The 20,654-nt window shown below is 55.4% G+C and carries 21 protein-coding genes and 1 riboswitch; of the genes, 20 read left to right on the top strand and 1 reads right to left on the bottom strand.

Features of this window, described 5'->3' with window-relative positions; all coding sequences use genetic code 11:
* The first annotated feature begins 144 nt into the window (after positions 1-144).
* Positions 145-296, top strand: a riboswitch (adenosylcobalamin (AdoCbl) riboswitch).
* Between the two features lie 382 nt (positions 297-678).
* From DQX05_RS23865 to eutH, 18 genes are all read left to right on the top strand, one after another.
* Positions 679-1,821: a 1-propanol dehydrogenase PduQ gene (locus tag DQX05_RS23865; RefSeq protein ID WP_119795878.1), complete on the top strand. Its 1,143-nt coding sequence runs from the start codon at positions 679-681 to the stop codon at positions 1,819-1,821.
* A gap of 197 nt (positions 1,822-2,018) precedes the next feature.
* Entirely contained in the window at positions 2,019-2,372 is a 354-nt protein-coding gene (locus tag DQX05_RS23860) for a BMC domain-containing protein (RefSeq protein WP_165643470.1), read from the top strand.
* 11 nt (positions 2,373-2,383) lie between these two features.
* Positions 2,384-2,815: a EutP/PduV family microcompartment system protein gene (locus DQX05_RS23855; RefSeq protein WP_119795876.1), complete on the top strand. Its 432-nt coding sequence runs from the start codon at positions 2,384-2,386 to the stop codon at positions 2,813-2,815.
* 47 nt (positions 2,816-2,862) lie between these two features.
* Complete coding sequence (locus DQX05_RS23850) at positions 2,863-3,435, top strand: ANTAR domain-containing response regulator (RefSeq protein WP_119795875.1); 573 nt, start codon at positions 2,863-2,865, stop codon at positions 3,433-3,435.
* Between the two features lies 1 nt (position 3,436).
* The gene (locus tag DQX05_RS23845) at positions 3,437-4,858 is read left to right on the top strand and encodes a sensor histidine kinase (protein ID WP_397335957.1); all 1,422 of its coding nucleotides are present in this window, start codon (positions 3,437-3,439) and stop codon (positions 4,856-4,858) included.
* A gap of 137 nt (positions 4,859-4,995) precedes the next feature.
* Positions 4,996-6,426 (top strand): ethanolamine ammonia-lyase reactivating factor EutA, encoded by a 1,431-nt coding sequence (gene eutA / locus DQX05_RS23840; RefSeq protein WP_119795873.1) that lies wholly within the window; start codon positions 4,996-4,998, stop codon positions 6,424-6,426.
* 48 nt (positions 6,427-6,474) lie between these two features.
* Complete coding sequence (locus tag DQX05_RS23835; protein ID WP_119795872.1) at positions 6,475-7,839, top strand: ethanolamine ammonia-lyase subunit EutB; 1,365 nt, start codon at positions 6,475-6,477, stop codon at positions 7,837-7,839.
* Positions 7,840-7,857: 18 nt separating this feature from the next.
* On the top strand, positions 7,858-8,832 hold the full coding sequence (gene eutC, locus DQX05_RS23830; protein WP_119795871.1) for an ethanolamine ammonia-lyase subunit EutC: 975 nt from the start codon (positions 7,858-7,860) through the stop codon (positions 8,830-8,832).
* A gap of 35 nt (positions 8,833-8,867) precedes the next feature.
* On the top strand, positions 8,868-9,521 hold the full coding sequence (gene eutL / locus DQX05_RS23825) for an ethanolamine utilization microcompartment protein EutL (RefSeq protein ID WP_119795870.1): 654 nt from the start codon (positions 8,868-8,870) through the stop codon (positions 9,519-9,521).
* Between the two features lie 11 nt (positions 9,522-9,532).
* Positions 9,533-10,210, top strand: a complete 678-nt coding sequence (locus DQX05_RS32945) for a BMC domain-containing protein (RefSeq protein ID WP_119795869.1) — start codon at positions 9,533-9,535, stop codon at positions 10,208-10,210.
* Positions 10,211-10,239: 29 nt separating this feature from the next.
* Entirely contained in the window at positions 10,240-11,706 is a 1,467-nt protein-coding gene (locus tag DQX05_RS23815; RefSeq protein WP_119795868.1) for an acetaldehyde dehydrogenase (acetylating), read from the top strand.
* 249 nt (positions 11,707-11,955) lie between these two features.
* Positions 11,956-12,243: a propanediol utilization microcompartment protein PduA gene (pduA, locus tag DQX05_RS23810; protein ID WP_006676866.1), complete on the top strand. Its 288-nt coding sequence runs from the start codon at positions 11,956-11,958 to the stop codon at positions 12,241-12,243.
* Between the two features lie 145 nt (positions 12,244-12,388).
* Positions 12,389-13,186 (top strand): cobalamin adenosyltransferase, encoded by a 798-nt coding sequence (locus DQX05_RS23805; RefSeq protein WP_119795867.1) that lies wholly within the window; start codon positions 12,389-12,391, stop codon positions 13,184-13,186.
* A gap of 10 nt (positions 13,187-13,196) precedes the next feature.
* Positions 13,197-13,838 (top strand): ethanolamine utilization phosphate acetyltransferase EutD, encoded by a 642-nt coding sequence (gene eutD, locus DQX05_RS23800; protein WP_119795908.1) that lies wholly within the window; start codon positions 13,197-13,199, stop codon positions 13,836-13,838.
* 18 nt (positions 13,839-13,856) lie between these two features.
* Positions 13,857-14,555, top strand: a complete 699-nt coding sequence (locus tag DQX05_RS23795; protein WP_119795866.1) for an ethanolamine utilization protein — start codon at positions 13,857-13,859, stop codon at positions 14,553-14,555.
* 16 nt (positions 14,556-14,571) lie between these two features.
* Entirely contained in the window at positions 14,572-14,850 is a 279-nt protein-coding gene (locus DQX05_RS23790; RefSeq protein WP_119795865.1) for a EutN/CcmL family microcompartment protein, read from the top strand.
* Positions 14,843-15,388, top strand: a complete 546-nt coding sequence (locus DQX05_RS23785; protein WP_119795864.1) for a BMC domain-containing protein — start codon at positions 14,843-14,845, stop codon at positions 15,386-15,388. The genes DQX05_RS23790 and DQX05_RS23785 overlap by 8 nt, the downstream gene beginning before the upstream one ends.
* A 121-nt stretch (positions 15,389-15,509) precedes the next feature.
* Positions 15,510-16,619 (top strand): ethanolamine utilization protein EutH, encoded by a 1,110-nt coding sequence (gene eutH / locus DQX05_RS23780; RefSeq protein ID WP_119795863.1) that lies wholly within the window; start codon positions 15,510-15,512, stop codon positions 16,617-16,619.
* A 585-nt stretch (positions 16,620-17,204) separates the two neighbouring features.
* Here the strand turns inward: eutH and DQX05_RS31490 are convergent.
* Entirely contained in the window at positions 17,205-17,309 is a 105-nt protein-coding gene (locus tag DQX05_RS31490) for a DUF6254 family protein (RefSeq protein ID WP_220182437.1), read from the bottom strand.
* 256 nt (positions 17,310-17,565) lie between these two features.
* Here DQX05_RS31490 and mgrA point away from each other — a divergent pair, with 256 nt between their 5' ends.
* A complete protein-coding gene (gene mgrA / locus DQX05_RS23775; protein ID WP_119795862.1) occupies positions 17,566-18,558 on the top strand; it encodes an L-glyceraldehyde 3-phosphate reductase in 993 nt (330 codons plus the stop codon).
* Positions 18,559-18,677: 119 nt separating this feature from the next.
* Positions 18,678-20,363, top strand: a complete 1,686-nt coding sequence (locus DQX05_RS23770) for an alpha/beta hydrolase family protein (RefSeq protein WP_119795861.1) — start codon at positions 18,678-18,680, stop codon at positions 20,361-20,363.
* Positions 20,364-20,654 lie beyond the last annotated feature (291 nt).

The following is a 20,654-nucleotide window of genomic DNA, read 5'->3' as shown; positions in this document are numbered from 1 at the left end:
GTCGAGCGACGATTCGCCGTTGTGTTCGGCCAAATGTAAATGAACGGGTACTTCTTTTAGTAACATATTTCGTGTGATCGCGCCCTCTTGCCAATCCCCTTTTTTGTGCTATAATGGTGTCGAATGGACGCCCATTCACGTCATGCACAACAGAAGAAGTTATAGGCAATGGAAGTTTGGTGCAAATCCAACGCGGTCCCGCCACTGTGATAGACCGAATTCACGGTCTTAAGTCAGGTCTTTTGCCTAGTAACTTTGAAGGACCAGTCATTTCGAGGCGAAAGTGGCTGGTTTACAAGTCTAGTGACGATAACCGCCTCGCTAGGCTTTTTTTAGGTTCCAGGAAGGCAGCCGACACTGTTGTCGGCACAGCCGGGTGGTCGCCGCCGAACAGATACGATGAAGTATAGCTTGGCAAGCGGGACGTTCTTCAAGGCCGAGGAACGGATGCACAATGGCGTGCAGGTCCCTTTTTTTACTGCCTGCCGATAGCGGCAGCCGTGATCGGACGGGTTGACGAATGTCCGCTTCACGGTGTAGAGTGATGGTAGACAATTGAATGATGGCGAGTTGCACAATGGCGTGCACCTATATCATAAGCGAAGAGGCTTTTAAAGGAATCCGTTCTTTTAAAAGTCTCTTTTTTTATTGCAAACTACTTCATTGGAGGTGCCTGTTATGGACAAAATATCGATGAAAACCGACATTTATCTGGGGCAAGGCGCGTTGGATCGCCTGATGGAATGGCGGAATCAACGAATCTTCATCGTCACCGACCCGTTCATGGTCAAGTCGGGGATGATTAACATGCTGTTCGAACGGCTGCATGAGAGCAATGAGCAATACATTTTCAGCAACATCGTGCCCGATCCTCCAATCGAGATCGTGACGGAGGGCGTCGAAGCGCTCGGCGCGTTCCAGGCTGATCGGATGATTGCGATCGGCGGCGGCTCCGCGATCGATGCGGCCAAGGCGATGAAGATTTTCGCCCAAAAAATATTAGATCAGCACGATATGCCGTTCGTGGCGATTCCGACCACGAGCGGAACGGGCTCGGAAGTGACGTCATTCTCCGTTATTAGCGATAAGAAGAAGAACATCAAATACCCGCTCGTGTCCGATGACATGCTGCCGCAGGAAGCGATTCTGGACCCGGAATTGGTCAAGAGCGTGCCGGACTTCATCACCGCCGATACGGGGATGGATGTCCTGACCCACGCGATCGAGGCGTATGTGTCCACGAAAGCGAATGATGTTTCCGACGCTTTGGCAGAGAAGGCGATCAAGCTCGTCTTTGCGTATTTGCCGCGAGCGCACAAGGACGGGAACGACCTGGAGGCGCGGGAGAAAATGCACAATGCCTCCTGTCTGGCAGGCATGGCGTTCAATATCGCGTCGCTCGGCCTCAATCACGGCATCGCCCATGTGGCCGGAGCGAAGTTCAAGATTGCGCACGGGCGCATGAATTCGCTGCTGCTGCCGCATGTGATTGAATTCAATGCCGATTACAAGCCGGGCTACGGCAAAGAGGAAAGCAACGCCGCGGCGGTCAGATACGCCGAAATTGCCAAGTGCTTGGGACTGTCGGCACCGAATCCGAAGAGCGGCGTTCGCAGCCTGGTTCAAGCGATCAAGCAGCTGCAGAAGCAATTGCGCATGCCGCAATCGCTGCGGGAATGCAACGTGGACGAAGCGCTGCTGCAAGAGATGAGCCCATCAATTGCCGAGGGAGCGCTCAAGGACGGCTGCACGGCCACGAATCCGCGCGTTCCGGCCGCTTCCGACGTTATCGAAATTTTGAACAAAATGTTTCAATATTAAGCAATCAAATAAATACCATACGTATTCAGGTTGACAACGTTTGCAGCTACAAAGTATAGTAAAAGTAACACAAAGGCGTGTTGCATACGATCAAAGCGAAGAGGCTTCTTAAAAATTCCACGTGAACTTTTAAGGGGTCTTTATGTATTTTTATGGCTATTTGATGTTGTTTCTCACAAGAAATGAGTGATGAGAGTATGGACCAACATAACGAAAAACAACGCGTCATTCAGGAGTACGTGCCAGGGAAGCAGGTCACATTGGCTCACATTATCGCGAACCCGAACCCGGATATTTACAAGAAGCTGGGATTGGGGAGCGAAGCGAAGGATGCCATCGGCATTATGACCATCACGCCAAGCGAAGCCTCCATTATTGGCGCGGACATCGCGACCAAGGCGGCCGGCGTGCAGATCGGCTTCGTTGACCGCTTCAGCGGATCGCTCGTCATTACAGGCGATGTCTCATCCGTGGAATCGGCCGTGAACGAAGTTCTGCTGGGACTGCATAACATTCTCGGCTTCTCGGCTGCGAAGATTACGAGAACGTAGGAGAAGCGAACATGAAGACCATCATTTTCGCCGGCAGCACCGGCTCGGGCAAGACGACGCTGTGCCAATGGCTGCACGGCCAAGAGATTGCTTACAAAAAGACACAAGCTGTGGAGACCTTCGACCAAGCGATCGATACGCCCGGGGAGTGCATCGAGAACCGTTATTTGTACAAGATGCTGCTTGTCTCGAGTGTTGACGCCGATGTCATCGGGCTTGTGCAAGATTGCACAAATGAAGAAAGCTATTTTCCGCCGGCCTTTGCGACGGTCTTCGCCAAGCCGGTCATAGGAATTGTGACCAAGACAGAGCTCGCCCGGACGGATGAGGATATCGCGCAAGCGAGAGCTTATTTGCAGGCGGCGGGTGCAGAGCGCATTTTCGAGGTCTCGACGATGGAGGATGTGGGAGTGGACGCTCTTCGGGCATACTTGGAGGAGTAGGCGGTTAGCCAGATACAAGCAAATATCGACATTGAGGTGCATGATACATGAATGGAAAAATTGTAATAGTCGACGACGAACCTATTACAAGAATGGATATTCGTGAGATGCTGGAAGAGGCGGACTACAACGTAGTAGGCGAAGCTTCTGATGGGTTTGAAGCCATCGAATTATGCAAAAAGCATCTGCCCGACCTGGTCATCCTGGATGTTCAAATGCCCATCCTGGATGGGTTGAAGGCGGGTAAACGAATCATTTCAGAGCAGCTGGCGGGCGGAGTTATTCTTCTGACCGCATTCAGCGACAAACAGACGATTGAAAAAGCAACCTCTATCGGTGCGCTTGGTTATCTGGTGAAGCCGCTCGATGAAAAGTCGTTCATCCCCATGATTGAAGTGACCATAGCCAAAGGCAAGGAAATACGCAAGCTGGAACAAAATCTTTCGAAGCTGTCGCAGAAGATGGAAGAGCGGAAAGCAGTCGAAAAGGCGAAAGGGATTCTGATGAAGGAAAATGGCTGCACCGAAGAGGAAGCCTATCAGACCCTGCGCAAACTTAGTATGGATCGACGGTGTCCGATGATCGAAATTGCAACAACCATCGTCATTTCCTATGATTGAGATCAAAGAACGGATTCGGCGGCTGTGCAAGCGGCACACGGTACTGACGGAGTCGGATATTGTCCGGCTGACGGAGATAGCCGAGTCATTCGAATCGTCCGAGGTGAAGGATGATGTGTTCATCGATGTCCTGTCCGGCGTGGGCAATGAGGCGATCGTGGTGTACCACCGCCGTCCGGATGACGGCAAATCGCTGTATCAGCACCCCGTCGAGGGCGAGAAGGCGCTGCGCGAGAATGAGCCCGGCGTTCTGAGAACGCTGGAGACCGGAATCATGTCGCAGGGTCTCATCGCCAACACGCAGGAAAATCATCTCGTCCGGCAAACGGTGTATCCCATCAAAAACCAAGACGGCGTCATTGCGGTCGTCATCTATGAAAAAGATGTGAGCGACAATATTCAAGCCCACTTCAATGTGACGGGATCGCAATACGAAGACGGCGAGATGTCCTCGATGCTGACCGCCATGCTGCGGTTCAAGGATTCGATCATCAATCAGCTGGAGGATGCCGTTCTCGTCTTCGACAAGCGCGGATTTTTGAAGCTGAAGAACAAGAAGGCGGACGCCTATTACCGCAAGCTTGGCTATTTGGAGGATATTCAGGGCCTGCATTATGATAATCTGTCGGTGGATCAGACGATTTTCTCCGACGTGATGAAGCAGTACTCCACCTCTCCTTCCTGTCCGCTGACGACAGATGTGAAGGTGGCCGGCTCCTATTATCAGGTGAAGCGGTTGTTCATTGCGGAGCGGGATCTGTGCATCGGCGTCATCCTGCATGACGTGACGGAGATCAAGCACAAGGAAGCAGAGATTGTCTCCAAGTCGGTGGCTATCCGCGAGATTCATCACCGGGTTAAGAACAATTTGCAGACCGTGGCGTCGCTGCTCCGCATTCAGGCGCGGCAGTGCGACAGCCCGGAAGCCAAAAAATGCTTGAACGACAGTGTCAGCCGGGTGCTCGCCATCGCGGCGACCCATGAACTGTTGTCGACGGAGATCGATGCGCAGGTGGACTTGCTTGACGTCATTCGGCTCATCGCTTCGAATATCGAGCGCTGCTTCGTCGATTGCAACAATGTCAAAATCAACATCGCGGCTTCGCAAAGCATCTGCTTGGACAGCGATCGCACGGTAGCGATCGCGCTCATTGTGAGCGAGCTGGTGCATAACAGCTATGAGCACGCGTTTGGAGATTGCTGCTCAGACGGCATGATTACGGTCAACGCGCAGCTGGATGGCGGGTTGGTCACCGTGGTCGTGGCGGATGACGGCGTGGGCTTCTCCGTGAAGGACGGTTCCAACAAAAGCTTGGGATTGTCCATCGTTCGCAGCTATGTGAAGGACAAGCTGAAGGGCAAGCTTGACATCGAGTCCGGCCCGTTGAGAGGCACGACCGTGGCGTTCACCTTCAAAAAATAATAATGAATCGGGCTACAAGGATGTAGTTCTGTAAGCAAAGAGGCTTAAGGTTACCCATTCCCGCCAAGCGGGAGGGGGATATAACTTTAAGCCTTTTTGCGTGCATATATGTGTATCAAGCGACGGGGGGGAGAGACGTGAACGAGCAATTGCTAAGCGTTGGCATCGATATGGGAACCTCGACGACCCAACTCGTGCTGTCGAAGCTGCATATTCAGAACCTGGCATCGTCCTTTTCGGTGCCCCGCTTGGTCATTACGGACAAAGAAGTAGTCTACCGGAGCGATATCTGCTTCACGCCCGTGCTGGCCGACAACCGGATCGACGCCGGGCAAATCCAGACGTTCGTGCAAGAGCAGTACCGGAAAGCCGGTATCCGCAAGGAAGAAATCCAGACCGGCGCTGTCATCATTACCGGCGAGACGGCCCGCAAGGATAACGCCAATGAAGTGCTGCAGTCGCTAAGCGGCTTCGCCGGAGACTTCGTGGTCGCCACCGCAGGCCCGGACCTGGAAAGCATCATCGCCGCCAAAGGCGCGGGGGCCCATACGTATTCCAAAGAGCATTCAACGTCCATCGTCAATATCGACATTGGCGGCGGGACCAGCAATCTGGCCTTGTTCGCCGCTGGGGAGCTGCTGGACACGGGATGTCTCGACATCGGGGGCCGCCTAATCAAGGTCGACCAACGGACGCACGAGATTACGTATATCGCGCCGAAGATCAAGCAGCTTGCGGAACGAAGGGGATTGCAGCTGGCTCTTGGGCAGCAGGTGACACCGGCCGCGTTGGAGCCGATCATCGGGGAGATGGTGAAGCTGCTCGAGGAAAGCGTCGGGCTCCGGCCTCCGGGCGATTTCTACGACACGATCGTCACCAACAAAGGGCTGAAGCTGGATCGGGACATACCGTGCATCTCCTTCTCCGGAGGGGTGGCCGACTACGTGTACCAGGAAGCGGCGGGCGATGTGTTCCAGTATGGAGATATCGGAATTCTGCTTGGGAGAGCGATTGCCGCTTCCCCGTTGACGCAGCAGATGACCGTGGCGCGATCGGCCGAGACCATCCGGGCCACCGTCGTGGGGGCCGGTTCCCATACGACTGAGATTAGCGGAAGCACGATTACCTACACGGAAGAGAGCTTCCCGATTAAAAACATTCCGATTCTGAAGCTTGCGTCGGCGGATGAATCGGGGAGCGCCGAGGCGCTGGCTCAGGCGATCGCCGACAAATTGAACTGGTTCAAGCTGAACAATGATCTGCAGCGGGTCGCCATCGCCTTGGAAGGGAAGAAGAGTCCAAGCTTCCAAGAGGTGCAGAAGTATGCGCACGGATTGCGCGAAGGCATGGCGGAGCTGCTGGAAAGGGAGTACCCGCTGATCGTGATTGTCCATCACGATATGGCGAAGGTGCTGGGACAGACGCTGTACGCCCTGCTGGATTACAAGAAGGATGTCGTCTGCATCGACAGCGTGCAGGTCGACAACGGCGACTATATCGACATCGGCAAGCCGATTGCGGAGGGCAAGGTATTGCCTGTCGTTATCAAAACGCTTGTGTTTCATTAATCGGGGTTGAACCAATCCATTGGGTCGCATTTGAAAGGAGGAGCTTTTGTGATTTTAAAAACGAGACTGTTCGGCCGCACCTATCAGTTCAAAACGCTGATGGAAGTGATGGCCAAAGCGAATGAAGAAAAATCGGGGGATATGCTGGCCGGACTCGGGGCCACGTCTTCGGAGGAGCGCGTGGCCGCCAAGGTGGTCCTGTCCCAGATTACGCTGAAGGACTTGCGCAACAATCCTGCGGTTCCTTATGAGCAGGACGAGGTTACCCGCATTATTCAGGACCAGGTCAATGAGCGCATTTACAGTGAGATTCAGAACTGGACTGTGGAAGAGCTGCGGGAGTGGATTCTGGACGATAACACGACCGAACAAGACATCAAGCGCGTATCCCGCGCGCTGACCGCCGAGATGGTGGCCGCGGTGACCAAAATTATGTCTAACCTCGACCTGATGTACGGGGCGAAGAAGATTCGGGTGACGGCCCGCGCCAACACGACGATCGGCCGTCCGGGCACGTTGTCGGCCCGCCTGCAGCCGAACCATCCGACCGATGATCCGGACGGCATCATGGCTTCCCTGATGGAAGGCTTGACGTTCGGCATCGGGGACGCGGTATTGGGGCTCAATCCGGTGGATGACTCCGTCGAGAGCGTAACGCGCGTCTTGAAGCGGTTCGAGGAGTTCCGCCAGAAGTGGGAGATTCCGACGCAGACTTGCGTGCTGGCCCATGTCACGACCCAGATGGAAGCTGTCAAGCGCGGCGCGCCGACCGGCCTTATCTTCCAATCGATCGCCGGCTCGGAGAAAGGCAACGCGGCATTCGGCTTCAACGCCGCCACCATTGAGGAAGCGCAGCAGCTCGTGCTGCGGCATGGCCAGGTATCGGGTCCGGACGTCATGTACTTCGAGACAGGCCAAGGCTCGGAGTTGTCTTCCGAAGCCCATCACGGAATCGACCAGGTGACGATGGAAGCGCGCTGCTACGGCTTCGCCAAGCGATTCAACCCGTTCCTCGTCAACACGGTCGTCGGGTTCATCGGACCTGAATATTTGTACGACGCGAAGCAGGTTATCCGCGCCGGGCTGGAAGATCACTTCATGGGCAAGCTGACGGGCATCTCCATGGGCTGCGACGCTTGCTACACGAACCATATGAAGGCCGATCAGAACGATCTGGAAAATCTGGCGGTGCTGCTGGCGACGGCAGGGTGCAACTTCTTCATGGGCATCCCGCATGGCGACGATGTCATGCTGAACTATCAGACCACCGGCTATCACGAGACCGCGACGCTCCGCGAATTGCTTGGCCTGCGTCCGATCCGGGAGTTCGAGCAGTGGATGGAGAAAATGGGCTTCATCGAAAATGGCAAGCTGACGAAAAAAGCCGGAGACGCGTCAGTGTTTCTCAAGTAAGGAAAGGGGGAAGCTCTCATGAATGAAAAAGACCTGAAATCGATGATTGAATCGATTCTGAACGAGATGGTTGGCAACACGCCGGAGGAAGCCGTCAAGCCGGCCCAAGCCGAGGCGCCTGCCCAGCAGGCGGCCGAGCCCGCACCTGCCCCGCAGATGGCGGTGTCCGAGCCGGTTCCTGCCGCAGCCATGCAGATGGCGCTGCCTGAGGAAGAGGAAGCGGACAGCGGCGAATGTCTGGACGATATTACGGAGATCGACCTGCGCAAGCAGCTGCTCGTTCCTGAACCGGCCGATCGCGAAGGCTATTTGAAGATGAAGGAAAAGACGCCGGCCCGCCTTGGTGTATGGCGTGCAGGCCCGCGCTATAAAACAATTACGTCGCTGCGGTTCCGCGCTGACCACGCCGCCGCCCAGGATGCCGTATTCTCTTACGTGTCCGAGGATTTCGTGAAGGAAATGAATCTGGTGGCGATCGAGACGATGTGCCGGGACAAGGATGAATACATTACCCGGCCGGATCTGGGGCGCCAGTTCTCCGCAGAGACGATTGAATATATTAAGCGGCACACGGCCAAGGGCGCCAAGGTGCAGATGATGGTCGGCGACGGCCTGAGCTCGGCTGCGATTGAAGCCAATCTGCGCGACATCGTGCCGGCGATTACCCAAGGTCTCAAGATGTATGGCATCGAGACCGGCAATATTTTGTTCGTCAAGCATTGCCGCGTGCCATCGATGGATGTCATCGGCGACGTCACCGAGGCTGACGTGGTCTGCCTGCTGGTCGGGGAGCGGCCGGGGCTGGTTACGGCGGAATCGATGAGCGCCTATATCGCCTATAAGCCGACGGTCGGCATGCCGGAGGCGCGGCGCACGGTGATTTCCAACATCCATTCGGGCGGAACGCCTGCGGTGGAAGCGGGCGCGCATATCGCCGAATTGATTAAGACGATGATTGACCGCAAAGCTTCGGGGATTGATCTGAAGCTGTAGAGGAAGTTCAAATAAGTATTCGCAAGGAGGCTCGTATGAGAAACGATTCGATTCATGCCAAGGTATTGGGCGTCAAGCTGATTTCCAACGTAAGTCCGGATCTGGCGGGCACGCTGGAGCTGAAGCCGCATCATAAAAGCCTGGGGATCCTTACCGCCGACATTGACGATGTCACCTATACGGCCCTGGACGAAGCGACCAAAGCGGCTGCCGTGGATGTCGTCTATGCGAGAAGCATGTACGCCGGTTCGGCCAATGCTTCGACGAAGCTGGCGGGCGAGGTCATCGGGATATTGGCCGGCCCCAGCCCGGATGAAGTGCGCAGCGGCTTGAACGCCGCGGTTGATTATATCGAGACCGGCGCTCATTTCGTCAGCGCCAATGAGGATGACAGCATCACGTATTTCGCCCATTGCGTCTCCCGTACAGGAAGCTACTTGTCCCAGACCGCCAACATCAAGGAAGGGGAAGCGCTGGCGTATCTCATCGCCCCACCGCTGGAAGCGATGTATGCGATCGATGCGGCGCTGAAGGCCGCCGATGTAACGATGGCCGCCTTCTTCGGCCCGCCTTCCGAGACCAACTTCGCCGGCGCCTTGCTGACGGGCAGCCAGTCTGCCTGCAAGGCGGCATGCGACGCGTTCGCGGACGCTGTCCAGTTCGTCGCGGATAACCCGGCGAGCTATTAAGGTAGCGGCCCATGAGACATAACGCGTTAGGGTTGGTGGAAGTCAGAGGCTATCTGGGAGCCATCGCCGCGGCGGACGCTGCCTTGAAAGCGGCGAGCGTCACCTGCATCGGCGCGGAGATCGTCAAGGGCGGATTGGTGACGGTCAAGCTGAGCGGCGACGTCGGCGCCGTGCAGGCTGCCGTGGAAGCGGGAGCCGAGGCGGCGAAGCAGTTGAATGTGCTGCTGACAAGGCATGTCATTGCGCGTCTGCATGAGGAGACGGCCGCCATGGTGGCTGGCCCGGTTGACGCCGACGCCAATGATCCGCAGGCTGCTGCCGAGGAGGCAGCCCCCGCCGGAGACGAAGCGCTGGCGGGCGAGGAAGCCGCGCCGGCATATTCAGCCGCTGAGGAAGCAACGGAAGCTTCTCCCGCGCCGGAAGCAGCCACGGATGCAGCTAAGGTGACCGCCGAAGCGCCAGCAGGGGAGGCCGCAGCGGCAAGTAAGGCGGAAGCCGAGGTCCAACCGGATTCCGGCCGGACCGGAAGCGTATCTGCGCCTGCCGCCAAGGCCGAAGCTCCTGCGCCGGCTGCCGATACGAAGGCAAGCGGGCAGGCAAGCCGCAGCGAGGCACAGACACCGCGCACAGAGCCGGCCGTCACGCCGGCAGCGAAACGAGCGAAGAAAACGAAAAAAGCCACCTCGTAACAAAAAAGTAACGGAGAGAAGGAGTATTGATGGAAACATTGGATAAAGACCTAAGATCCATTCAAGAAATCCGGAATCTGATCAAAAAAGCCAAAGAGGCACAAGCCCAACTGGCCACCATGTCGCAGGAGCAGATCGACGCGATTGTCAAAGCGATCGCCGACGCCGGCTATCAGAACCGTGAGAAGCTGGCGAAGATGGCCAATGAAGAAACAGGCTTCGGACGTTGGCAGGACAAAATCATCAAGAACGCATTCGCTTCGAAGCAAGTATATGATTCGATTAAGGATATGAAGACCGTTGGCGTCCTGCAAGAGGACACAGCGCACAAGGTGATGGAGGTGGCCGTGCCTGTCGGCGTTATTGCCGGCCTGATTCCATCCACCAACCCGACATCGACCGTAATCTACAAAGCGCTCATTGCGCTTAAAGCCGGGAACAGCATCGTCTTCTCCCCGCATCCGAATGCGCTGAAGTGCATTCTGGAGACGGTGAAGATTATTAGCGAGGCTGCCATGCAGGCAGGCTGTCCAGAGGGCGCGATTGCGGCTATGACGGTTCCGACAATTCAAGGAACCGATCAATTGATGAAGCATGACGATGTCGCCTTGATTCTCGCTACCGGCGGAACCGCTATGGTCAAAGCGGCTTACTCGTCCGGCACGCCGGCCATCGGCGTCGGCCCGGGCAACGGTCCTGCCTTTATCGAGAAGAGCGCGAACATTCCGCTTGCGGTCAAGCGCATCATGGATTCCAAGACATTCGACAACGGCACCATTTGCGCATCGGAGCAATCCGTCGTCGTCGAAGCATGCAGCAAGGATGCGGTTATCGCTGAATTCAAGAAGCAGGGCGCGTACTTCCTCTCCGCAGAGGAAGGTGCACAGCTTGGCAAATTCATTATGCGGGCCAATGGCACGATGAACCCGCAAATCGTCGGCCGCAGCGTAGAGCATATCGCGAAGCTGGCGAACCTGGATATTCCGGCAGGCACGCGCGTGCTGATTGCCGAAGAGACCCGCGTCGGCCGCAACGTTCCGTATTCGCGCGAGAAGCTGGCTCCAATCCTGGCGTTCTATACGGAAGACAGCTGGGAAGCGGCGTGCGAGCGCTGCATCGAGATTTTGAACGGGGAAGGCGCCGGACATACGATGGTCATTCATTCCGAGAATGAAGAGATTGTCCGGGAGTTCGCTCTGAAGAAGCCGGTATCCCGCTTGCTGGTCAATACGCCGGGAACACTTGGCGGCATCGGCGCTACGACGGCGATTGCACCGGCGCTTACGCTCGGCTGCGGCGCGGTCGGCGGAAGCTCGACATCCGACAACATCAGCCCGCTCAATCTACTCAACATCCGTCGCGTCGCTTACGGGCTTAGAGAAATGGAAGACCTGGCTGAGAAGCCGGCAGCGCAGACCGAAGCGCCAAGCATCGATCTGAGCGACAAAGAGCAGTTGATCAATTTGATCGTCAAACGCATCCTGGCAGAAATGTAATTCGAAAGGTAGTTCAAAAAGCCGCTTTTGATCACGATCTGGATACAGAAAGTAACTCGGCATCGAATCTTGCATTCACTCTCGAAGTCCGCTGCTCATGTAGTCTCGCCTACACTGCGCTGCTCCTTGCTTCGAGTTCAAGCAACCTTCTCGGTGCTGAAAACCGTCTTTTTGAACACGTATTTAAGTTAACCCGGTTGTTCACAACATTTCATATAAATCATACAACTCACTAGGAGGAATTTAATCATGGCAAACGCAAACGCATTGGGAATGGTAGAAACAAAAGGTCTGGTAGGCGCAATCGAAGCAGCAGACGCAATGGTCAAAGCGGCTAACGTTACTTTGATCGGCAAAGAGCAAATCGGCGCAGGTCTCGTAACGGTCATGGTTCGCGGCGACGTAGGTGCTGTCAAAGCGGCAACCGATGCAGGCGCGGCTGCGGCAGAGCGCGTGGGCGAATTGCTGTCCGTTCATGTTATCCCAAGACCACACACGGAAGTGGATGCAATCCTTCCTAAGACGAAAGCAGAATAATAACCGACTCCGGACAAGCCTGACGGGTAAGAGGGAGCGGAGATGCGGCTTCTGCCGCATCTGCCTCCCCGCCTGACGGCCCATCGCCAGCGGCGCGGACGCCCGCGTGTAACCAAAGATGCACGCAATAAAAGGATGTGAAAACATGGCTGTGATTACGGAAAGCGAGCTGCGCAAGCACTTTCGGAATCAGAATCTGAAAGAGGTTGCTGTATATGAGGCTCTGGCGGGCACGATTTTGACCCCTTCCGCCAAAAGCTTTTTGAGCGATCATCAGATTGAGCTTCGTTATGTGGGAGCCCCCGCTGCAGACAGCCCGGCGCCCAAGAAGGAAGTCAAGCTTCAAATCACCAAACACTTGGACACTAAGCAAGAACCGGCCGAAGGAAAAAAACGTTTCCGCACGCTGTACGGCGGTTTTCTGGAGACGAAGCCCGAGCATATGACCCATTTATATGGCAATATGCTTGTTTTTAAAGATCATCCCCGGATTTTATTCCGCGGCAAGCTGGATTCATTGGAAACCAAAATTTTAGAAGCGCAAATCAGCTGTTCTAAGCTGAACATGACCAAGCTAGTCGACGATTTGGAAGAGATTTTACAGTTCGTGCGGAAAATCGTGCGCTGTGAAGTGTTGAACGAAAGCATAGATGAATTTCATTTGCTTGGGATGACACCGAAGGAATTGCGCGAGCAGTCCCATTTTCCCAAGAAATACTTTGGATTGGAACATTTTCAACCTAGCTATGATATGGGCGAAGCGGTTGTTGTCATAAATGCCTTGCGCACATTGACGAGGGAGACGGAGCTGCTGGCTTACCAAGCCTTCAAAACGGAGCACGGAGGCGCCGAGCGCGAAGACATCATTCGGACGCTGAACCGGCTGTCTTCATTGTTCTGGATCATCATGTTCCGAATCCGCGTAGGACAGTACAATTCTTGAGGTGAGAATGGTGGATAATCAACTGGTAGAAAGCATCGTGAATGAAGTGGTCAAGCGGGTGCGGGATGAAGCCTGCATCGAAATCGAAGCATCCGGCAAGCATGTGCACTTGAACCGGGAAGCGATTGATGCGCTGTTCGGCCCAGGCTATCAACTGACGAAGGCGAAGGATCTGTCCCAGCCTGGACAATACGCTTGCAAAGAGCGCGTCACGCTGATCGGGCCGAAGGGCGCCCTGCATAACGTCGTCGTGCTCGGGCCGGAACGCAAGGAATCGCAGGTCGAGGTCTCGCAGACGGATGCCGTCGTGCTTGGCATTCCTGTTCCCGTCAGAGAGAGCGGCAAGCTGGAGGGGACTCCGGGCATCGTCATCGCTTCGGGCAGCAATATGATCCGGCTGGAGCGAGGCTTGATTGCTGCGCAGCGCCATATTCACGTGAAGGCGGAAGACGCCGCCAAATACAACGTGGAGAACGGTGAAATCGTGCAGGTGAAAGTGTACGGCAAGCGTCCGCTCATTTTCGATGACGTGCTGGTGCGGGTGAGCCCGAACTATGAAACGTACATGCATATCGACTATGACGAGGCGAATGCTTGCGGCTTTGTGAAAGGCACGAAGGGCAAGATTTTGAAAAAGACCAACGAGGACTAGGTCTGGGAGTGTGAAATTATGAACATGGAAGCTCCGGATCGCGCGGCACTGATTGAAGCGGTCGCGGCCGAAGTATTGAAAAGGCTGCGGCAGGCCGGCCAAGCCGAGCCGATCGCGTCCAAGAAGCAAGCGGTCCTGCTGGCTGCGGAGCCGGCTCCGGCATTGGAGAGCGTCCTCCAGCCGCATTATGACGTGTGTTATTACGACGAGTCGCTCCGAGACTGCGATCTGCTCCTCATTCCGAAGACATGCATCCAGCTGTTGTCCAATCTGGCCCATGGCATCAGCGCAGGCCCGCGCGAGCGATTCGTGCTGACGATGCTGTTGAAGGGAAGGAAGGTTGTCTTGCTGGAGGACGGGCTGGCTTACCGGAAATACAAGCCGACAGCGCCTGTCCTGCTGTACAAGCTGTACGACGGCATGGTGGACAAGCTGCGCGGCTACGGCATCCTAGTGGTGAAGCAGACGGAACTGCCGCTGGCTTGCCCGGAGGAAGGGGCGGCGGTCATTCCCCAAGCTGAGCGCGGAGCCGCGTATGCGGATTCTGATGCGCCTTCCCAGCCGGAAGCGCTGCACGGCAAAGTCATTACCGAAGCCGAGCTCAAAAAATGTCGTCTCCAAAACCGAACAGAAATCGTAATTGATCGGCACGCGATTATTACGCCGCTGGCGCAGGATTACATGCGCACGCAGCAGATGCGGGTGCACAGAAGATAACGGGCGAGGTGAACCTATGATCGTGGGAAAAGTGGCGGGCAGCCTGTGGGCTACCCGTAAAGACAATAAGCTGAACGGGCTGACCTTTCTGGTAGTTAAGCCGTTATCGGTGGACGGCGCACCGGTTCAGCGCGATCCTTTCGTCGCCGCGGACAACGCGGGAGCAGGCATCGGCGACACGGTGCTCGTCACGACGGGAGGAGCTGCCCGGGCATCGCTAGCCAATGCGGATGTGCCCGTGGACGCGGTCATCGTGGGCATCGTTGATTCGATCGAGGTGGCCCGCCATGAGTAGCGCGATTGGCGTGGTGGAGCTTCGCAGCATCAGCAAAGGATTCGAAACGGCGGATCGCATGCTGAAGACCTCACCCGTGGACGTGCATCATCTGAAGCCGATCTGTCCGGGCAAGTTCCTCATCATTATGAGCGGAGATACCGCTGACGTACAGGCGGCGATGGATTCCGCGAAGGCGGAAGCGGGTGAATTCCGGATCAGCGATTTTATGCTGCACGGCGTTCATCCCGGTCTCGTGGATGGCTTGAAGAAGCGCTATTCTTCCCAACCTGTGGACGCCGTCGGAATTGTGGAGACGTCAACGGTCTCTTCCGGGATTTATGCGTTCAACGAGGCTTTGAAGCAGTGCGATATTTATGTGAAAAGGATGAACCTCGGCATGGCGATTGGCGGCAAGTTCCTCGCCGTGTTCACGGGAAGCGTGAGCGACGTGGAACAAGGGATGAAGGTGATCGCCTCCTCCATGGATGAAAAGCGGATTGTTCATTGCACCGTGCTTCGTTCCCCGAGCGAGGAAATCAAACAGCATTTCCGATAAGCAGTTCAAAAAGCCCGCTTTTGATCATAAAAACCGCCTTTTTGAACCTTTCCGATATATAGTTCGATACGAACGCTAACACGCAATTCAATACGCACACTAAGAATGGAGGAGCACGTTCGTGGAGATTAACGAAATCATCATTTACGGCATGGTTATTTTCATGATTCTCGGCGCCATCGACAAGTGCATCGGTTACAAATTCGGGCTTGGCCATCAATTCGATGAAGGGCTTATGGCCATGGGCTCGCTCACGCTGGCGATGGTCGGAATCATCTCGCTGTCTCCCGTGCTGGCCAAGCTGTTAAGTCCGATTGTCGTCCCGTTGTACAGCGCGCTGGGAGCAGACCCCGCGATGTTCGCGACCACGCTGCTGGCTAACGACATGGGCGGATTTGCATTGGCGCAGGAATTGGCGCAGACTCCGGAAGCAGGCTTATTCGCCGGTACGATTCTGGGCGCCATGCTGGGGCCGACTATCGTATTCATCATTCCGGTTGCGCTTGGCATCATCAAGAAGGAAGACCACAAATATTTGGCTACCGGCGTATTGGCCGGCATCGTCACGATCCCAATCGGCTGCTTGATCGGGGGATTGGCGGCAGGTTTTTCGATTACGATGATTTTGTCCAACCTGGTGCCGATTCTGTTGTTCGCCCTGCTGATCGTGCTCGGCTTGTGGAAGTTCCCGCAAGGCATGATCAAAGGCTTCACCATCTTCGGACAGTTCATTGTGATCGTCGCGACGCTGGGCCTTGCAGCTGGCATTATACAGCAGTTGACAGACATCACGATTATTCCCGGACTTGCGCCGATTGAGGAAGGAATCAAGATTGTCGGCGACATTTCCATTGTACTGGCCGGCGCCTTCGCGATGGTCTTTGTTATCACGAAGGTGTTCAACAAGCCGCTGCTGAAGCTGGGCAAGATGCTCGGCATGAACGAGATTGCGGCGGCAGGCATGGTCGCCACGCTCGCCAACGTCATCCCGATGTTCGGGATGATGAAGGACATGGATGCCCGGGGCAAGGTCATCAACGTGGCCTTTGCCGTGTCCGCGGCATTCGTATTCGGCGATCACCTCGGCTTTACGGCCGGGGTCGCGAAGGACATGATCTTCCCGATGATCGTCGGGAAGCTGGTAGGCGGCATTACGGCCATTTTCGTAGCCGTATATTTGGCGAAGAAAATGGCGCCGGAACCAAACGAAGGGCAGCAGGAGGCCGCATAAAGGCCGGGATTGCCTAGCATGTAGAAAGCCTAGGTAACCGCTGCTCGGTTGTGTAACGTTTTCTCTCAATACTGAGCTCTCATATATATTGGATGCCCCGCAGGCCGCTCGTTGGCTGCGGGGCTTTTTTTGCAAGAAAAAAAAGGGAAACTCCACAGCAGTTGCAGTTCAACGCAAGCGGCCTGCTGCTTCGTCTCTGTTCGCAATAGAGCAATTCTGTGCCTCGAAACGAGCCGCCGCAACAATATCAAGAGTATTGCGACGAACATGGAATTTCCGTCTTCCCGGCGGAACATGGAGCAGATATTTTGGGGACATGACCTATGCCATTGCTGCGTGTTGATATGATCGGAGACAGGTAAGCTGTGAACGAACATGGAACAGAAGCAAGAAACTCCGGTGACGCTAACTGCCGTATGCATTTTGCTCATCCCCTCGAGACATGAGTCCCATTATTTTTGCCCGAGAAGGACACCTTCATTCGCTTAAGTCAGAACGTTTACGCCCTCTCATAACTCATGTGGAGGGGGAGATAGACATCCCCGTCAGCGCTTCCGTGCCGGAGATGTCTAGCCCTTTGCCGTGCTACTCCTCGGCCAGCTCGCGGAACGATTTCACTTTGCCGTGGGAGTGCGGAGTTTGTTTGCGGATTTTGTCCGCATTTTCACGCCGGTGCTTAGGAGAGGTCATCGGCTTAGCCTCCTTCATGATAATGGAACATAAGTGCGATAACGTAAGTTATTCGATGGGCCGCTGCACAACCGTAGCGGCCTGTCCGGCGTCCGTTGAACGGCCTTCCCCATCGAATATGTCATTAATATGGTTCCGGGCGACTGCTCTTATCCCCGCCAAAGTCAGGAGATGCAGCGGAGGGAAGAACAAGTATAATAAGATGTGAGAACAAGGATCCTTCCTTGGCGGCTCTATGAAGGGAGAGATGAGGGACATGATATATCAAGCAGATTCGAAGCGCTATGATTCGATGGTCTACCGGCGCTGCGGCCGATCGGGGTTGAAGCTGCCCGCGATTTCGCTGGGGCTGTGGCATAATTTCGGAGGTGTCGATTCATTTGAGAACGGACGGGCCATGCTGCGGCGCGCGTTCGATCTGGGGATTACGCATTTTGACCTGGCGAATAACTATGGTCCGCCACCCGGTTCCGCCGAAATGATGTTCGGGCAAATTCTAAAGGAGGATTTCCGGCCGTACCGGGATCAAATGATCATCTCGACCAAGGCGGGCTATTACATGTGGGAGGGCCCGTACGGAGAATGGGGATCGAGGAAATATCTCATTGCCAGTCTCGATCAAAGCCTGAAGCGGATGGGGCTTGATTATGTCGATATTTTCTATTCACATCGTCCGGATCCGGATACGCCGCTGGAAGAGACGATGATGGCCCTCGACCAAGTTGTCCGCCAGGGCAAGGCGCTCTACGTTGGCATTTCCTCGTATGATGCAGAGCAGACAAGCGAAGCGATCCGGATTTTGGAGGAATTAGGCACGCCGCTGCTCATTCATCAGCCGTCCTATTCGATGCTGAACCGCTGGATCGAGGAAGGCCTTCAAGACGTGCTGGGGGAACAAGGCGTAGGCAGCATCGCGTTCTGTCCACTTCAGCAAGGCCTGTTGACGAATCGTTACCTCCACGGGATCCCGGAAGATTCCAGAGCCAAAAAAGCTTCCGGATCTTTAAAAGAGGGAGAAGTGTCTGACCAAGTCATCGCCAAGATTCGCCGGCTTCACGAGATCGCGGAACGACGCGGCCAGTCGCTGGCGCAGATGGCGCTTGCCTGGGTCCTGCGCGGCGGGAAGGTCACTTCCGCCCTCATTGGCGCCAGCCGGGTTAGCCAGATCGAAGAAAATGTGAAGGCGTTGGAGCAGTTGGCGTTCACGACGGAAGAATTAGCAGATATCGAACAAGTATTGCAATCATAAGGATAGCAGGGAGGCGTCACCGTCACGTCTCCCTTTTTGGCAATTTCTTTGACACCCCAAGAAACGCTGTGCTTTTATGCCGCTGCAGCTACATATGAAAAGGTGAGGGGGAGAAACTAATGAGAGGATCAAGTAGGAAATGGTTGATCGCCGGTTGTCTGTTATTCGGAGGCATGGCGCCGTTCGCGATGGCGCAGGAAGCCGGGGCGGCAACTGAATCCGCGGCTGAACTGGTGCCGTTGCGCCAGGCGGCGGAATCGATCGGGGCTCTCGTCGAATGGGATCAACAGACGAAGACCATCACCGTAACCTACGGAGATCGGGTGTGGACGATTGATTCCGCGAGCGGCCGTTCCGAGGTGAACGGAACAGTCGTCAAGCTTGACGCCGGCTCTTTGCAAGGCAAGGAGAAGGACCCGCGTTATTACGTAGCTTGGAGCGCCATGAAGGAAGCGCTGCAGGTTCAAGGGAATTGGGTGAACGGCAAGGTGCTGGCCGATGAGGCGGATTGGAAAACGCGTGCCGCCCAATTTACGGTCCAGTGGGCCGCCCTGGCGGAAGCGCCGCAAGAGGAAGCGCAGCTGGCTTCGCTCTTGACGCCGGAATTGAAGGAAGCGACGAAGGTGGCGCACTTGTCTCGCTTGGCGCAGCAGATTATACCTATGGTCGGCAAGCCGACGCAATTCGTTCAAGCATCCTCCGACAACGATGGCGTGCATCAGAACGTGCAGGTGCTGTTCAAGACGGACAAGGAATTGACGCTGTCACTTACACTTCGTTACAAGGAGAACGGCTTGCTGAATGATGTATTATACTCATATCTCCCATCCGGGGGATACCAGCCGCCAGCCTATGACGACACCTCCCTCTACAAGGAAGAGACAATTGTTATCGGCGATGGCCAATTCAAGCTGCCGGGCACATTGACCCTGCCGGCCGCAGCGTATGCGTCTGGCACATATCCGGTCCTCGTGCTGGTTCATGGGTCGGGGGCCCACGACCGTGACGAGTCGATCGGGGCGGCAAAGACGTTCCGTGACATGGCGATCGGATTGGAGCAGGAAGGGATTGCCACCATCCGCTATGAGAAGCGGACGCGGGAATATCCGGTTCAATCCGCAGCGATCCCGCGCTTTACCGTGAAGGAAGAGACAGTGGATGATGCCCTGCTGGCGGTGCAGTGGGCAGGTCAAGACAAGCGGCTGAACAAGGACCGCATCTATGTGCTCGGACATAGCCAGGGAGGCATGCTTATCCCGAATATCGTCAAGGCCGACACTGGGAAGGCGATTCGTGGGGCAGTCATCGCGGCTGGTCCATCTGGATCCATCGAAGATTTGATGATCGAGCAGATGGAACGCCAGCTCCAATCTGCCAAAGACAACAACCAACCGGCCGAAGCCATCGTGGCAGCAGAAGGTCAACTGAAGATGTGGAAGCAGATGGTTGCCATCATCAAGGATGAGCAATATACACTCGACAATCTTCCGGCTAATTTCCCGCTCCCGAACGCTTCATGGTGGATCGATTTCCGCAACCACCAGGGTGGAGAGATCGCCAAGGATCAGAAGGTGCCGCTGTTCATCATCCAGGGGGACAATGACGTTCAGGTCGGCCAAGAGCATCTGGACGGCTGGAAGAAGGCGCTCCAAAGCCGTACCGACGTCCAATACAAGCTGTATCCGAAGCTGAACCACGTATTCGTGGAGAGCGACAAGCCATCCACTGGCCAAGAGTACACCATTCCAGGCAACGTGCCGGAAACAGTCATGCAGGATATCGCGGCCTGGATTCGCAGTAACTAAACTTGAGCATGAAAGGACCGTCCGCAGCGCAAAAGGCTGCCGATGGTTCTTTTTTTATAAACGTAACTGTATGCAGCCCCTCTTACCGTCACTATCCCAACTAGTCAGGTGAGTGTGCATATGGTTTAGACTCTCTTAGCGGCATTATCCCAAGCAGTCAGATGGAGGATGTTTATGTGCTGAGCCTCTTACCGTCGCTATCCCAAGCAGTCAGGTGGAGGACGTATGTATGTGCTAAGCCTCTTACCGTCGCTATCCCAAGCAGTCAGGTGGAGGACGTATGTATGTGCT

This window comes from Paenibacillus thiaminolyticus (genome assembly GCF_003591545.1).
Classification (GTDB): Bacteria; Bacillota; Bacilli; order Paenibacillales; family Paenibacillaceae; genus Paenibacillus_B; species Paenibacillus_B thiaminolyticus_A.
Note: the sequence above shows the minus strand (reverse complement) of the source record. Positions and strands in the feature narration are given on the sequence as shown.